Annotated in this window: 14 protein-coding genes; 8 read left to right on the top strand and 6 right to left on the bottom strand. The window is 59.5% G+C overall.

The genetic code is table 11. From position 1 onward, the window contains the following. The first annotated feature begins 41 nt into the window (after positions 1-41). Positions 42-1,076 carry a hydrolase gene (locus QRN38_RS16185; protein WP_161797805.1) on the top strand — a complete coding sequence of 345 codons (1,035 nt, stop codon included), beginning with the start codon at positions 42-44 and terminating at the stop codon, positions 1,074-1,076. Positions 1,077-1,083: 7 nt separating this feature from the next. Here QRN38_RS16185 and QRN38_RS16180 read toward each other — a convergent pair whose 3' ends face one another. Both QRN38_RS16180 and QRN38_RS16175 read right to left on the bottom strand, forming a co-directional pair. Continuing rightward, entirely contained in the window at positions 1,084-1,941 is an 858-nt protein-coding gene (locus QRN38_RS16180; protein WP_005763623.1) for a sulfurtransferase, read from the bottom strand. A gap of 53 nt (positions 1,942-1,994) precedes the next feature. After that, positions 1,995-2,657 carry a TetR/AcrR family transcriptional regulator gene (locus QRN38_RS16175; protein WP_005763620.1) on the bottom strand — a complete coding sequence of 221 codons (663 nt, stop codon included), beginning with the start codon at positions 2,655-2,657 and terminating at the stop codon, positions 1,995-1,997. Between the two features lie 277 nt (positions 2,658-2,934). On the opposite strand from QRN38_RS16175, the gene QRN38_RS16170 reads away from it, so the two are divergent. The 3 genes from QRN38_RS16170 to QRN38_RS16160 all read left to right on the top strand — a co-directional run bounded on the left by QRN38_RS16170 (position 2,935) and on the right by QRN38_RS16160 (position 5,351). Beyond that, positions 2,935-4,362 carry a coniferyl aldehyde dehydrogenase gene (locus tag QRN38_RS16170; RefSeq protein WP_057418300.1) on the top strand — a complete coding sequence of 476 codons (1,428 nt, stop codon included), beginning with the start codon at positions 2,935-2,937 and terminating at the stop codon, positions 4,360-4,362. Between the two features lie 167 nt (positions 4,363-4,529). Continuing rightward, positions 4,530-5,009: a pantetheine-phosphate adenylyltransferase gene (gene coaD / locus QRN38_RS16165; protein WP_005737440.1), complete on the top strand. Its 480-nt coding sequence runs from the start codon at positions 4,530-4,532 to the stop codon at positions 5,007-5,009. Between the two features lie 90 nt (positions 5,010-5,099). After that, positions 5,100-5,351, top strand: a complete 252-nt coding sequence (locus QRN38_RS16160; RefSeq protein WP_005763614.1) for a YfhL family 4Fe-4S dicluster ferredoxin — start codon at positions 5,100-5,102, stop codon at positions 5,349-5,351. Between the two features lie 8 nt (positions 5,352-5,359). On the opposite strand, the gene QRN38_RS16155 is transcribed toward QRN38_RS16160, so the two are convergent. From QRN38_RS16155 to QRN38_RS16145, 3 genes are all read right to left on the bottom strand, one after another. Beyond that, positions 5,360-5,698: a hypothetical protein gene (locus QRN38_RS16155; RefSeq protein WP_005763613.1), complete on the bottom strand. Its 339-nt coding sequence runs from the start codon at positions 5,696-5,698 to the stop codon at positions 5,360-5,362. An 89-nt stretch (positions 5,699-5,787) separates the two neighbouring features. Continuing rightward, positions 5,788-6,600 (bottom strand): bifunctional DNA-formamidopyrimidine glycosylase/DNA-(apurinic or apyrimidinic site) lyase, encoded by an 813-nt coding sequence (mutM, locus tag QRN38_RS16150; protein WP_057418301.1) that lies wholly within the window; start codon positions 6,598-6,600, stop codon positions 5,788-5,790. 45 nt (positions 6,601-6,645) lie between these two features. After that, positions 6,646-7,458, bottom strand: a complete 813-nt coding sequence (locus QRN38_RS16145; RefSeq protein WP_174171208.1) for an HDOD domain-containing protein — start codon at positions 7,456-7,458, stop codon at positions 6,646-6,648. 298 nt (positions 7,459-7,756) lie between these two features. Between QRN38_RS16145 and QRN38_RS16140 the strand changes: the two genes are divergently transcribed. Next, positions 7,757-8,953 carry a class I SAM-dependent rRNA methyltransferase gene (locus QRN38_RS16140; protein WP_005763607.1) on the top strand — a complete coding sequence of 399 codons (1,197 nt, stop codon included), beginning with the start codon at positions 7,757-7,759 and terminating at the stop codon, positions 8,951-8,953. Between the two features lie 175 nt (positions 8,954-9,128). On the opposite strand, the gene QRN38_RS16135 is transcribed toward QRN38_RS16140, so the two are convergent. Further along, positions 9,129-9,875 carry a TraX family protein gene (locus QRN38_RS16135; RefSeq protein WP_057418159.1) on the bottom strand — a complete coding sequence of 249 codons (747 nt, stop codon included), beginning with the start codon at positions 9,873-9,875 and terminating at the stop codon, positions 9,129-9,131. 100 nt (positions 9,876-9,975) lie between these two features. Between QRN38_RS16135 and QRN38_RS16130 the strand changes: the two genes are divergently transcribed. The 3 genes from QRN38_RS16130 to QRN38_RS16120 all read left to right on the top strand — a co-directional run bounded on the left by QRN38_RS16130 (position 9,976) and on the right by QRN38_RS16120 (position 13,907). Then, on the top strand, positions 9,976-11,016 hold the full coding sequence (locus tag QRN38_RS16130; RefSeq protein WP_005613930.1) for a threonine aldolase family protein: 1,041 nt from the start codon (positions 9,976-9,978) through the stop codon (positions 11,014-11,016). A 123-nt stretch (positions 11,017-11,139) separates the two neighbouring features. Beyond that, positions 11,140-12,582, top strand: a complete 1,443-nt coding sequence (locus QRN38_RS16125) for a TldD/PmbA family protein (protein ID WP_057418158.1) — start codon at positions 11,140-11,142, stop codon at positions 12,580-12,582. Next, a complete protein-coding gene (locus QRN38_RS16120; RefSeq protein ID WP_057418157.1) occupies positions 12,582-13,907 on the top strand; it encodes a TldD/PmbA family protein in 1,326 nt (441 codons plus the stop codon). The genes QRN38_RS16125 and QRN38_RS16120 overlap by 1 nt, the downstream gene beginning before the upstream one ends.

The following is a 13,907-nucleotide window of genomic DNA, read 5'->3' as shown; positions in this document are numbered from 1 at the left end:
ACGTACCGCATCAGCCCTTGAATTGATCGTCGAGCAATACCGTGCCTACACGCCCTGCCTTTGTGCCCCATGCAAACCCGTTCGTCCCGGCCGTCGGCATGGGCAATCCGCACCTGCAGACGCTTTGGGGCCCGCTGGTGCGCAGGCCAACGCTGCTGGCGCGTTCTCGCGAGCGGTTGTGGTTGAAGGACGGGGATTTTCTGGACATGGACTGGCACGGGCCGAACGACGCCGATGCGCCATTGGTGCTGGTGCTGCACGGCCTGACCGGGTCGTCCAACTCGCCGTATGTAGCCGGCCTGCAAAAGGCCATGGCGGCGAAGGGCTGGGCCAGTGTGGCGCTGAACTGGCGCGGCTGCTCGGGGGAGCCCAATCTGCTGTCGCGCAGTTATCACTCCGGGGCGAGCGAAGACCTCGCCGAGGTGATCGCTCATTTACGCTTGCTGCGCCCACTGGCTGCGCTGTATGCCGTGGGGTATTCACTGGGCGGCAATGTGTTGCTCAAGTATCTGGGCGAGTCAGGCAAGCACAGCGAGCTGCTGGGTGCGGTAGCGGTGTCTGTCCCTTTTCGTCTGGACGAGTGCGCCAACCGTATCGGCCAGGGGTTTTCCAAGGTCTATCAACGGCACTTCATGCGCGAAATGCTGACGTACATCCGCGACAAGCAACAGCGCTTTCAACATGAAGGGCTGACAGAAGGGCTCGCTGAACTGTCTGCCCTGGGCTCGCTGGAGAACATGCGAACGTTCTGGGACTTCGATGGCCGGGTGACGGCCCCTTTGCACGGCTTCGTCGATGCCACGGATTATTACCGCAGGGCATCGAGTCGCTATTACCTGGGCCAGATTGAAACGCCGACGCTGATTATCCAGTCTCGCGACGATCCGTTCGTTTTCCCCCACAGCCTGCCCGAGCCCGGCGAACTGTCAGCCTGCACCGAATTTGAACTGCATGCCAAAGGCGGGCACGTCGGTTTTGTCGACGGCTCGTTGCGCAACCCGACTTATTACCTCGAACGGCGTATCCCGTCATGGCTGAGCGCCGCGCAGGAACGTGAAAGCGCCCGCTCAAGCTGACGCCAGGTCAACCGGCGCCAGTGGCTATTTCACGCGTCGGATCGGTAATCCATTCGCTCCAGGACCCTGCATACAGGGTGCCCATCGGGTAGCCTGCCAGGCACAGTGCGAACAGGTTATGACAGGCCGTGACACCCGAGCCGCAATAGGACACCAGACTTTCCGGCGGGCGGCCTTGCAGCTTTTCGGCGAAACGCTGCCTGAGCTGCTCGGGCGGCAGAAAACGCCCGTCCGGCCCGAGATTGTCGGTGCAGGCCGCACACTGCGCACCAGGGATGTGTCCGGCAACAGGGTCCAGGGGCTCCACGTCGCCGCGAAAGCGGGCTTCAGCGCGGGCATCGATCAACGTCATCTCCGCACGTCCGAGGCGGCTCTGCAATCGGCTGCCACTGAGCAACATCGACATGTCCGGCTCACCGCTGAAATTGCCCGGCTCATGGTTCAGCGCATCCAGGCTCAGCGGCAAACCCGCCGCGTGCCAGGCTTTAAGCCCACCGTCGAGCAGGTACACACCCTCGCGCTTGCCCATCCAGGCCAACAGCCACCAGGCGCGCGCGGCGAACATACCGGGGCCGTCGTCGTACAGCACGACGTCGCTGTCGGCATTGATACCCCATGCCTGAATGCTTTCCAGCAAGGCACCGGGTTCCGGCAGTGGGTGGCGTCCGGTCTTGCCTTTGATAGCCGGCCCGCTGAGGTCACGCTTCAGATCGGCAAACGACGCACCTTCGATATGGCCCTGCGCATAGTTACGCTGGCCGTAATCCGCATCTTCCAGGGCAAAGCGACAATCGAGAATGACCAGGCCCGGCGTTTTCTGGCGCATGGCCAGGCGTTCAGGGCTGATCAGTTGCGCAATGGACATGACACACTCCTGTGGCAGAAACCCGATGGTCAGGCTGCTCATCGGTTCTGGATTCAGGCCAGAGCCTCTGGCAACGATGAATGGAACGTTTCACATAACGCATCGAACGCTTCGCGAGCCTGAGGCGCGACAAAGACCGATTCGAGCATAAGCACCTGATAGACACCACGCCGGATGGCTGATTCGTTCAGCTCGGCATTGTTTTCCCGGTTAGTGCACAAAAACCGCACCCACGACGTCAGCACAATCCAGGTATTGAGGCTGGTCCACTCGATCTGCGACTCATCCATCTGCAGGATGCCCGCCTTGATGAAACCCCGGTAAATGTTCATCGCCTGCATCAGGCAGCGGTACGAAAAACGCCGGTAGCGCCTGGCAAGCTCCGCATCCGACGTCAGCAGGTGTTCAAGGTCCTGGTGCAGAAAACGATAGCGCCACATGGCGTCGATCATTGCCAGAAAGTAATCGCGCTTGTCTTCGATAGTCGGCAGACGGTCTGTGCGCAACGTCAGAAAACTGCCCACCAGCGTCTCGTACTGGGTGAACAGCTCGGCAATGATTACCTGCTTGTTGGCAAAGTGATAATAGAGATTGCCGGGCGATATCTCCATGTGCGCAGCAATGTGATTGGTGGTTATGCAACGCTCGCCTTGCTGATTGAACAGCTCAAGGCTGGCTTGCACAATACGTTCACGGGTTTTGGTACGGGGTGCCATGCTGGGCCGGGACGCTCGGTTGCTGATGGGATGATGGCAATCTTAGCGCAGGCAAGTGCCACTATGGTGACTGAATCGTCGCTTTGACAGCAGTCAGTCAGCCTCGTGATTGTTGTATCGAATAGCAGGCGAACACCTGAAGGCATACAGAAATCAGATGACCATATGCCTTTAAGCATTCAAAAAACCATTGGTTGCAACGACCAGTGGCATGACCAATTTGACGCTGTAGAGCAAAAACTCTAGAAACCCTTTCATACCCAACCCGGAAACCTCCATGCTCGCCGAAACAATGCCTCAGCACACTGACCCTTCAATTGAAGCCATGCACCGTGCATTTGCCCTGCAACGTGCCGCATTCAGGGCCAATCCGATGCCTTCGGCCGCGCAGCGCCTGCAATGGCTCAAGTCGCTGGGCGAGGTGTTGAGCCTTCATCGCCAGGATCTGATCGACGCGATAGGCGCAGACTTCGGCCAGCGCAGTGCCGATGAGACCCTTCTGGCCGAGCTATTGCCGAGCCTGCTGGGTATTGCTGATGCGCGAAAACACGTGAAGCGCTGGATGAAACCGTCGCGGCGGCGCGTTGGCCTGATGTTTCAGCCTGCATCGGCGAAAGTCGTGTATCAGCCGCTAGGCGTGATCGGGGTGATTGTGCCGTGGAACTACCCGCTTTTCCTGGCGATCGGGCCCTTGATCGGTGCGTTGGCGGCAGGCAACCGGGTCATGCTCAAGCTCAGTGAATCGACACCCGCAACCGGCGCGCTGCTCAAGCGTTTGCTGGCCAACGTGTTCCCGGAAGACCTGGTTGCGGTAGTGCTCGGCGAAGCTGAAACGGGCATGGCGTTCTCGCGCCTGCCGTTCGATCATCTGCTGTTTACCGGCGCAACCAGCATTGGCAAGCATGTCATGCGCGCTGCCGCTGAAAACCTCACGCCGGTCACTCTGGAGCTGGGCGGCAAATCGCCCGCTATCGTGTCGCAGGATGTGCCCCTGCAAGACGCCGCCGAGCGCATCGCATTCGGCAAGACACTCAATGCGGGACAAACCTGTATTGCTCCGGATTATGTGCTGGTGCCGAAGGACCGCTTGACAGGGTTTGTCGACGCTTACACCGCAGTAGTAAAACGCTTTTACCCGACGCTGATCGACAACCCTGATTACACCGCAATCATCAATCAACGCCAATTGCTGCGCCTGAACCACTGCCTGGAAGACGCCGAGAACAAAGGCGCGACAATCATCACGCTGTATGAGCAAAGTCAGAATCGGCGCATGCCGTTCAGTGTGTTACTTGATGTCAGCGACGACATGCTGGTGATGCAGGACGAGATTTTCGGACCGTTGCTGCCGGTCGTGCCTTACCACCGTATCGAAGATGCATACGCCTACATCAACCAGCGCCCTCGCCCGCTGGCCCTGTACTACTTCGGCTACGACAAGGCCGAGCAACGGCAGGTACTGGAACGAACGCATTCTGGCGGGGTGTCGATCAATGACACGCTGATGCATGCCGCTCAGGACGATCTGCCTTTCGGCGGGGTCGGCCCGTCAGGCATGGGTAATTACCATGGCCGCGAAGGCTTTCTTACCTTCAGCCAGGCCAAGGCGGTGTTCACCAAACAGCGCCTGAACACAGCGCGATTGATTTATCCACCGTACGGCAAAGCGATTCAGCGCCTGGTTTATAAACTTTTCATGCGTTGATTGCGTGAAAGCCATAACAGTAAATAGCCCCTGAATCAGGGGTTTCACGCCACACATGGCCGATAATCGGCGCAATACGGCCTTTTCCATCAGTCGAGTCGCTTGGCCCATCGGGACGGCTGCGATACCATCCGAGTCCCACAACGGACTCCGACCAGGACGACGCGATGAACCGAGTGTTGTACCCAGGCACCTTCGACCCTATCACCAAGGGCCATGGCGATCTGGTCGAACGCGCCTCGCGCCTGTTCGACCAAGTGGTCATTGCAGTTGCCGCCAGCCCGAAGAAAAACCCGCTGTTCCCCCTGGAGCAACGCGTCGAGCTGGCCCGTGAGGTGACCAAGCACTTGCCTAACGTGGAGGTCGTCGGTTTCTCGACGCTGCTGGCGCATTTTGCCAAGGAACAGAACGCCAATGTCTTTCTGCGCGGCCTGCGTGCGGTGTCGGACTTCGAGTACGAGTTTCAGCTCGCGAACATGAATCGGCAACTGGCACCGGACGTCGAAAGCCTGTTCCTCACGCCGTCAGAACGTTACTCGTTCATTTCTTCGACGTTGGTGCGCGAAATCGCGACGTTGGGCGGTGATATCACCAAGTTCGTACACCCTGCCGTCGCCCAGGCACTGACCGAGCGATTTAAACGCTAGCACATCAAGGTGCATCCCGAAGCCTAATGCGGCACAATTCGCCGCATTGGTTTTCATATGCCCCGGCGTCGGCCGCGGCAGGAGCAATTCATGTCCCTTATCATCACTGACGATTGCATCAATTGCGACGTCTGCGAACCCGAGTGCCCAAACGAAGCGATATCACAGGGTGAAGAGATCTACGTGATCAATCCGAACCTGTGCACCGAATGTGTGGGGCATTACGACGAGCCGCAATGCCAGCAGGTTTGCCCGGTCGACTGCATCCCGCTGGATGAAAATCACGTCGAAAGCAAAGAGCAACTGATGGACAAGTACCGGATCATCACCAGCAACGTCTGATCCAGACCCTACTGCTGCTTGCCGTATCCGTCACCGGTGCAACCCAGGCAACGCACAAACGCCGCCTTGCCCGGATCGACTACCAGTGCCTTGCCCGTCGCGCCAAGGTTGCCGCCTGCCGCTGCAAATGGCGCCGCAATGACAAACAGACCTGTGCCGATGATGGTCGCGCCGATCAACAGCGGTCGGGCAATCAGCAAGTCTCCGATCATGGCGAACGCCGGCGGGTTCTGGATGGTGTAGACCGGATCGCCGCTGCCTTGCGTGATATCGGCAGCGACTGCGGGCAGGGCTTGCAAGCCGATGAACAACGCCAGCGTGGCGGCGAAAATACGAAACGGGTTCATGGCTTGGTCCTTCAGGCGTCGCAAATTAGGGTGCCATCACTATAAACAGGGATGCGGGTTAAGCAAGCGGCGCAGGGCTCATAAGTCGTTCAGCGCTGGCACTTGGGACAGTAAACGCTGGCGCGCTGGCCCAGCTTGATCTCGCGCAACGTTGTGCCACAGACCTTGCAAGACTGACCGCCGCGCCCGTAGGCAAACAATTCCTGCTGAAAATAGCCGGGCTTGCCATCGCCGCCGATGAAGTCGCGCAACGTCGTGCCACCGCGCTCAATGGCATACGCCAGAATGCGTTTGATCTCGATGGCCAGCTTCAGGTAACGCGCCCTGGAAATCCCCTTGGCTTCGCGCCGAGGGTCGATGCCCGCCGCAAACAGCGCTTCTGTCGCGTAGATATTGCCCACGCCCACCACCACGGCGTTGTCCATGATGAACGGCTTTACGGCAATCGACTTGCCGCGCGAGCGCTCGTAAAGACGCTCGCCGTCGAACAGATCGGTCAGCGGCTCGGGACCAAGACGGATCAACAATTCGTGATTATGCGGATCATGACTCCAAAGCATCGCCCCGAAACGACGCGGGTCGGTGTAACGCAGCGCCAGCCCGGATTCCAGCTCGATATCGACGTGCTCGTGTTTGAGCGCCGCAAGCCCCGCCTCGACGAGGCGCAGATTGCCCGACATGCCCAAATGGCTGATCAACGTGCCCACTTCGGCCTGAATCAGCAGGTACTTGGCGCGGCGACTCACCTGAACGATGCGCTGCCCGGAAAGACGGATGTCCAGGTCTTCGGGAACGGGCCAGCGCAGACGGCCATCACGCACGATCACGCGGCTGACGCGCTGGCCTTCGAGGTGGGGCGCAATGCCACGGCGGGTGGTTTCGACTTCTGGTAATTCAGGCATGGATAACTCGGTCGTGCGGAAAGTAAGGGCTGACAGCGCGCAGGATCAGCGCGCACCGAGCTCGCGAATACTTTCCCTCAGGTATTCAAAATCGTATTCGGACAACCCGACGTAGTCCAACACCAGCGCGCCGATGCTTTCCCACTCGTGATCCTCGTCCTGATTGCCCAGTACCCGGTAGGACTGACAGATATGCTCGGCCATTTTCAGGGGCGCCAACAGATTCTTCAATGTGGCATTACGGCTGGTATCGTCTTCAAAAATCGCCAATGCGTTGTGATGATTGGCGATCGCGTCGGTAATGTGCGCCGGCAAGCGCCAGGACTTGGCCGTGTAATAGCCTACAACCGAATGGTTGGTGTCAAATGCACTGTTTTCGGTATCCACGATGCGGCGTTCAGGCCCGGCATTGGCGTAAGCGTCTTCAAGCACCGGCATGTAATTGGGGAAACGCTTGAGCATCAGCGGAATGCCGCAGTCATGAAACAGACCCAATGCGTAGGATTCATCCACCGTCTGCGAGCCGATGCGCTTGGCCAGCGTCAGACTGGTCATCGCGACATCCTGAGCGGTATCCCAGAAGCGGTTGAGTGCCACGATGGTTTCATCGCTCATCTCGCCCCTGATCGACTGCGCGTTGATCAGGTTGATAACGGTCCGACTGCCCAACAGATTCACCGCCTTGTCGATCGAGGCGATCTTGTTGGACAGTCCGTAATGCGCAGAATTGACAATCTTCAGCAGCGCCCCGGACAAGCCGGGATCCTGTGCGATGAGACGTGCAATCGCGCCCAGGTCCGGGTCAGGCATGTACTGCTCCATCTGCAGATCCACCATGATCTGCGGCTGCGGGGGCACGCTGATGCCTTGCAACGCTATCTGGATCTGCTCGGAGGTAAGCTCTTCGGACATAGGTAATCACTCTCGGTGGTGAAGGGATTCTGACCCTTTTGAGGGGCAACGGTCCATCACCGGGGAAGAAGATATTCTCGGAACTTTAGCTGATAGACAGCTTCAGGCCCTGTGCCCCATGGCGTTAAGGTCAGTCCCGATCATTGAGGCGCTGTCGGCACAATAGGTTACGAAAGTTGTCGTCAACCCGGCGCATCAGCGGGATGACGCGCTATAATCCCGCTCTTTTTTCAGGAGCGACGTCATGTCCCTGCCTAGCTTGCGCCTCAAAGCCAACGCCGACCGCCGCCTGCGCGCGGGTCATCTGTGGGTCTACAGCAACGAAATCGACGTAGCCGCCACTCCGCTGAATGGTTTTGCGGCCGGTGATCAGGCATTGCTTGAAGCGGCTGGCGGCAAGCCGCTGGGCATCGTCGCCATGAGCCCCAACAACCTGATCTGTGCACGCTTGCTGTCGCGCGACATCAAACTGCCGCTCGACAAATCCCTGCTTGTGCACCGCATCAACGTGGCGCTTTCGCTGCGCGAACGTCTGTTCGACAAGCCGTTCTATCGCCTGGTTTTCGGCGATTCCGACCTGCTGCCGGGCCTGGTGGTGGATCGCTTCGGTGACATTCTGGTTGTCCAGCTGGCCTCGGCCACCATGGAAAACCACAAGGAAGACATCATTGCGGCACTGGTTCAGGTCATCAAGCCTAGCGGTATTCTGTTCAAGAACGACTCGGCGGCCCGCGACGCGGAAGGCCTGAATCGTTACGTCGAAACCGTGTTCGGGCTGGTGCCGGAGTGGGTTGCGCTGGAAGAAAACGGCGTCAAGTTTGAAGCACCGGTCATGGCCGGGCAGAAGACGGGCTGGTTCTATGACCATCGCATGAATCGCGCACGCATCGCCCCTTACGTCAAAGGCAAGCGTGTCTTGGACCTGTACAGCTACATCGGTGGCTGGGGGATTCAGGCCGCAGCGTTTGGCGCCAGTGACGTGACGTGCGTCGATGCCTCGTCCTTTGCCCTGGATGGCGTGGAGCGCAACGCAGCGCTGAACGGTTTTGCGGAAAAGATGACCTGCATCGAAGGCGACGTTTTTGAAGCGTTGAAAGAGCTGAAAGCCGGTGAAGAGCGTTTCGACGTCATCGTTGCCGATCCGCCTGCGTTCATCAAACGTAAAAAAGACATGAAGAACGGCGAAGGTGCCTATCGCCGCCTGAACGAACAGGCCATGCGCCTGCTGTCCAAGGACGGCATCCTGATCAGCGCGTCGTGCTCCATGCACCTGCCGGAAGACGACTTGCAGAACATCCTTCTGACCAGCGCCCGCCATCTGGATCGCAACATCCAGCTGCTGGAACGCGGCGGTCAGGGCCCGGACCACCCGGTACACCCGGCGATTGCCGAGACGCGCTACATCAAGAGCATTACTTGCCGGTTACTGCCCAATAGCTGATGGATGAAGGGCCGCTCTGCGTCGCACGATAGTTGAGGTTATCGTTCGGCACGCTCTGCGTGGGAATGCCGTTCGCGACGCTCTGCGTCGCAAAGAGGACGCGGAGCGTCCAGAACGGCATGCCGACGCGGAGCGTCGCACGATAATTGCAATTGATACCCGATAGTTGCGGTTCTCACACCCGCCCCAACACCACCCGCACCCCCAGCAACATCAGAAAATGCAGCGGGTAGATCGCGTAGGCCCAACGCCGCATCGGGATCACTGAGAACTCAGGCTTTGTCCGCAGCAACGCGATGCCCAGTACCGGCGCCAGCGCACACGCAATTATCGAACCGATGGAAATAGGATCGCCCCAGGCCGCACCGGCGAACATCTGTGACCAGGCGTTCCCCGCCAGACAAAAAACAGCCGGGAACGCTGCATACCAAAGCCGTTTTTGCAGCACCAGCACAAAGACCAGCGGCAACAGCACGCCGGCGAAGCCAAACATCAAGTGCTGCTGAAAAACCGCTGCCAGCAGCAGTGCGACGATGGCCATGACACGGGTCGTTACATTGCGATGCTGCCAGCCCTGAGCAATCAACAGCCCCAGTAACAGGGTCGGCATCACGTTCAGCACGGTCGCATCCGCCATGAACAGTCGATACGGAATCTCCGATAACGCGGCGAACGCCAACAACCAGCCCAGATACCGCCATTGCACACGCGGGGCCACAAGGGCTGCGCTGCACCGTGACAGGTTTACCGCAATCGCCAGACAGAACCAGGGAAAGGCGAAACGCCCTGGCACGTACAGAAAATCAATCGACCAACCCACGTAGCGCAGATGATCGAGCACCATGCTCAGCATCGCCAGCCACTTGAGCAGGTCCAGCGCCTTGTTGCGTCCGGGCAGAAAAGGCGGGTTGGAAAGATCCATATCACTCCTGAATGTGTGGGCGCGCCGTGCATGCAAAGCATGACCGCCCCCCTCTTTGTTCGCTACAGTGCGCAGCATAATTGCCCATAAGGAATCGGCCATGACAGACCAAAGCCAACAGTTCGCCAGTGACAACTACTCCGGTATCTGCCCTGAAGCGTGGGCCGCGATGGAGCAGGCGAACAAAGGCCATCAACGTGCCTATGGGGACGATCAATGGACTGCGCGCGCCTCGGATGATTTCCGCCGTTTGTTTGAAACCGACTGCGAAGTGTTTTTTGCCTTCAACGGCACAGCGGCCAACTCGCTGGCGCTGTCCTCGCTGTGCCAGAGTTACCACAGTGTCATCTGTTCGGAAACGGCTCACGTCGAAACCGATGAATGCGGCGCGCCGGAATTTTTCTCCAACGGCTCCAAGCTGCTGACCGCCCGCAGCCCGGGCGGCAAGCTGACCCCGGAATCGATTCGTGAAGTGGCGCTCAAGCGTCAGGACATTCACTACCCCAAGCCGCGTGTTGTAACCCTGACCCAGGCCACGGAAGTGGGCGGCGTCTATCAGCCAGAAGAGCTCAAGGCCATCAGCGCCACCTGCAAGGAACTGGGCCTGCACCTGCACATGGACGGTGCGCGCTTCTCCAATGCCTGCGCGTTTCTGGATGCATCGCCGGCCGAGCTGACCTGGAAGTCCGGCGTTGATGTGCTGTGCTTTGGCGGCACCAAAAACGGCATGGCGGTGGGCGAGGCGATCCTGTTTTTCGACCACGATCTGGCCGTCGATTTCGATTATCGCTGCAAGCAAGCCGGTCAACTGGCGTCGAAAATGCGCTTCCTGTCCGCGCCCTGGGTTGGCCTGCTGGAAAACGACGCGTGGCTCAAACATGCTCGCCACGCCAACCGGTGCGCACAGTTGCTGGCTGATCTGGTCAAGGACATTGCCGGCGTCGAACTGATGTTCCCGGTGCAGGCCAATGGCGTGTTTCTGCAACTGTCGGAGCCTGCCATCGCAGCCTTGACCGCCAGGGGCTGGCGCTTCTACACCTTCATCGGCAATGGCGGCGCGCGCTTCATGTGCTCGTGGGATACCGAAGAAGACCGCGTGCGTGAACTCGCCGCGGACATACGCCTGGTGATGCAGGGCTGAAGCGTCTGGCTCAAAGCTTGCAGGTGCAGCCTGGCAATCTTTGGGGTAACCCCCCTCTCAAAGCAATCGGCTCAAAAGGCCATCCGGACTTCACCGACCACCCTCAAGAAGGAGCTTGTCTGCATGTTCGATTTCTCCGCCCGGCTCAAGCAGCATTTCGCTGCTTTGCAGAGTGAAGCGCAATTCTTTTCCGTACGTTACGTGCGCCGCACCGGCCAACGCTTGTGTGTGCGCAAGAACGTGGCCGAGCCACCGTCGCTAAGCAGCGATGAAGGCGCAATGCTGACTGTGCGCCTCAATGGCGTTGAAGCCTACGCCGCCACCAACGACACTTCCCGCCAGGGTTTGCAGGCCGCCTTGCAGCAGGCCGAGGCACTGGCCCGCCGACTGGCACCGCACGCCTTGCTGGACTTGAGCGAGCAAGCCGTTTCAACCGCCAGGGCTGACTACCTGTCACCGAACATGGATCAAGCCTTCCCGCCGTTGAGCGACTGCATTGGCCTGCTGATGGCTGAGTCAAGCGCAGTCCCCAAGGACGAGCGCCTGGTCAACTGGCAGGCCATTCTGGGGCTGGAAACCGTCGAGCAGATCTACCTGAACAGTGCAGGTGCGCAGCTTCGTCAGGCGCAGCGTTTTGTGTTCCCCGGCATGAGCGTGACAGCTTACGACGGCCGCGACAGCCAGACGCGTAACCTGGGCGGCGACAATTTCGGCCAACAGGGCGGCATCGAAGTACTGAGCAGTTGCGGGCTGATCGGCTCAGCTGCAAGGGTGGCCGATGAGGCCTTGCAGTTGATCCTCGCACCCAACACGCCAACAGGCCCGCGCGACCTGCTGTTGATGCCGGATCAGATGGTGCTGCAAATTCACGAGTCCATCGGCCATCCGCTGGAACTGGACCGGATTCTGGGCGACGAGCGTAATTACGCCGGCACCAGCTTCGTCAAGACGTCGGATTTCGGCATCCTGCAATACGGCTCCAGCCTGTTGAACGTGACCTTCGACCCGGACATTCCCGAACAACTGGCCAGTTACGCGCATGACGACGACGGCACCCCGGCGAACAAGCAGTTTCTGATCCGCGACGGCCTGCTGCAGCGTCCGCTCGGTGGCGCGCTGTCGCAGTACCGCAGCGGCCTGGACGGCGTTGCCAACAGCCGCGCCTGTGGCTGGAATCGCGCACCGATTGATCGCATGGCCAACCTGAACATCGAACCGGGCGACCAGTCGATGGACGGCCTGATCGGCACTATCGAGCACGGCATCCTGATGTCGAGCAACCGCTCGTGGTCCATCGACGATGCGCGCAACAAATTTCAGTTCGGTTGCGAATGGGGTCAGTTGATTGAAAACGGCGAACTCAAGGGCGTGGTGAAAAACCCCAACTACCGGGCGATCTCCGCGCAATTCTGGAAAAACCTCAGTGCTGTCGGCGATGCCAGCACCTTCAAGGTGCTCGGCACACCCAATTGCGGCAAGGGCGAGCCCAATCAGGTGATCCGTGTCGGTCACGCCTCTCCGGCGTGTGTATTTGCCAATGTCGATGTATTCGGAGGAGACGCCTGATGTCGCACCAACAGCAATTCGAGGCGCTGGTCGCCGTGCTCAAGGCTGCCATCAGCCCGACCGAACACTTCACCCTGGCTTACGACGCCGAAGCGTCGGACTTCATTCGCTTCAACCACGGCCAGGTACGCCAGGCCGGCCGCGTGCAGCAGGTCATCGCGACGTTCAAGCTGATCGATGACGGACGGCATGCCAATCTGGAAGTGACACTTTCAGGCGATTCAGAGACAGACACCCAGCGCCTGACCGATGCCTTGCAGCAATTGCGCGAAACGCTGCCTGCCCTGGCGAAAGATCCGTATCTGCTGCCCAACACCGAGGCCTGGCAGAGCAGTAATGTTCAGGACCTGCCGCTGCCCGACAGCGCAAAGGTCGTCGAGCAGATCTGCGAGTTATCGGGCGAACTGGATTTGGTGGGTTTTTATGCCGCAGGCCCGCTGTATCGGGGCTTCGCCAGTTCCTGGGGCGCGTTGGGCTGGCATCAGGCCAACAGCTTCAATTTCGACTGGAGCCTGTTTCATGAGAACGGGCAGGCGGTGAAAGCCAACTATGCCGGTCATCACTGGAACAATGAGGCCTTCGTAAGACGTTTCGAGCAGGCGCGTGAGCAACTGGAGTTTCTCGGTCGCCCGCTGCACACCCTTGAACCGGGCCAATACCGCGCCTATCTGGCCCCGGCAGCCGTTGACGAAATCATCGGCATGCTCACCTGGGGTGGCTTCTCCGCGCAGGCGCTGGCCAGCAAACGCAGCCCGCTGCAACGGCTGTATGACGGTGATACCCGGTTCAGCCCGTTATTCAATGTCGAGGAGCACGTCAGTGGCTCGCTTTCGCCGGCGTTCTCGCGCGAAGGCTACCCGCGCAAGGACCTGACACTGATCGTCGACGGTCAGGCCCGTGAGCGATTGGTGGATTCAAGCAGCGCTGCCGAATACGACCTGCCCGCCAATGGCGCGGATTACGGTGAATGGCCCAGCGCGCTGGACATTTCCGGTGGTTCGCTGGAGCTCGATCAGGTGCTTGAAAAGCTGGGCACAGGTCTTTACATCAGCAACCTTTGGTACCTGAACTTCTCGGACAAAGCCGCCGCGCGTCTGACCGGCATGACACGTTTCGCAACGTTCTGGGTCGAAGAGGGCAGGATCGTCGCACCGGTCAGCACCATGCGCTTCGATGACAGCGCCTACAGCCTGTTGGGCAGCGCGCTGGAAGACCTGACCCGCGAGCGGGAACTGATCCTGCAATCGAGTACCTACACTCAGCGCCAGACCGGCTCCATTCAACTGCCGGGTGCGCTGGTCAGCCACATCACCTTCACGTTATAG

Origin of the sequence: Pseudomonas sp. CFBP2511, assembly GCF_030209255.1 — a bacterium.
GTDB classification, from domain to species: domain Bacteria; phylum Pseudomonadota; class Gammaproteobacteria; order Pseudomonadales; family Pseudomonadaceae; genus Aquipseudomonas; species Aquipseudomonas avellanae.
The sequence above is the reverse complement of the archived record's forward strand: the minus strand, read 5'-3'. Positions and strand labels throughout refer to the sequence as shown.

Coding starts and splice junctions, on each gene's coding strand:
- QRN38_RS16180 (WP_005763623.1), bottom strand. CDS start 1,941: ATGTCCATTGCGCAACTGATCAGCCCTGAACGCCTGGCCATGCGCCAG.
- QRN38_RS16175 (WP_005763620.1), bottom strand. CDS start 2,657: ATGGCACCCCGTACCAAAACCCGTGAACGTATTGTGCAAGCCAGCCTT.
- QRN38_RS16170 (WP_057418300.1), top strand. CDS start 2,935: ATGCTCGCCGAAACAATGCCTCAGCACACTGACCCTTCAATTGAAGCC.
- coaD (WP_005737440.1), top strand. CDS start 4,530: ATGAACCGAGTGTTGTACCCAGGCACCTTCGACCCTATCACCAAGGGC.
- QRN38_RS16160 (WP_005763614.1), top strand. CDS start 5,100: ATGTCCCTTATCATCACTGACGATTGCATCAATTGCGACGTCTGCGAA.
- QRN38_RS16155 (WP_005763613.1), bottom strand. CDS start 5,698: ATGAACCCGTTTCGTATTTTCGCCGCCACGCTGGCGTTGTTCATCGGC.
- mutM (WP_057418301.1), bottom strand. CDS start 6,600: ATGCCTGAATTACCAGAAGTCGAAACCACCCGCCGTGGCATTGCGCCC.
- QRN38_RS16140 (WP_005763607.1), top strand. CDS start 7,757: ATGTCCCTGCCTAGCTTGCGCCTCAAAGCCAACGCCGACCGCCGCCTG.
- QRN38_RS16135 (WP_057418159.1), bottom strand. CDS start 9,875: ATGGATCTTTCCAACCCGCCTTTTCTGCCCGGACGCAACAAGGCGCTG.
- QRN38_RS16130 (WP_005613930.1), top strand. CDS start 9,976: ATGACAGACCAAAGCCAACAGTTCGCCAGTGACAACTACTCCGGTATC.
- QRN38_RS16125 (WP_057418158.1), top strand. CDS start 11,140: ATGTTCGATTTCTCCGCCCGGCTCAAGCAGCATTTCGCTGCTTTGCAG.
- QRN38_RS16120 (WP_057418157.1), top strand. CDS start 12,582: ATGTCGCACCAACAGCAATTCGAGGCGCTGGTCGCCGTGCTCAAGGCT.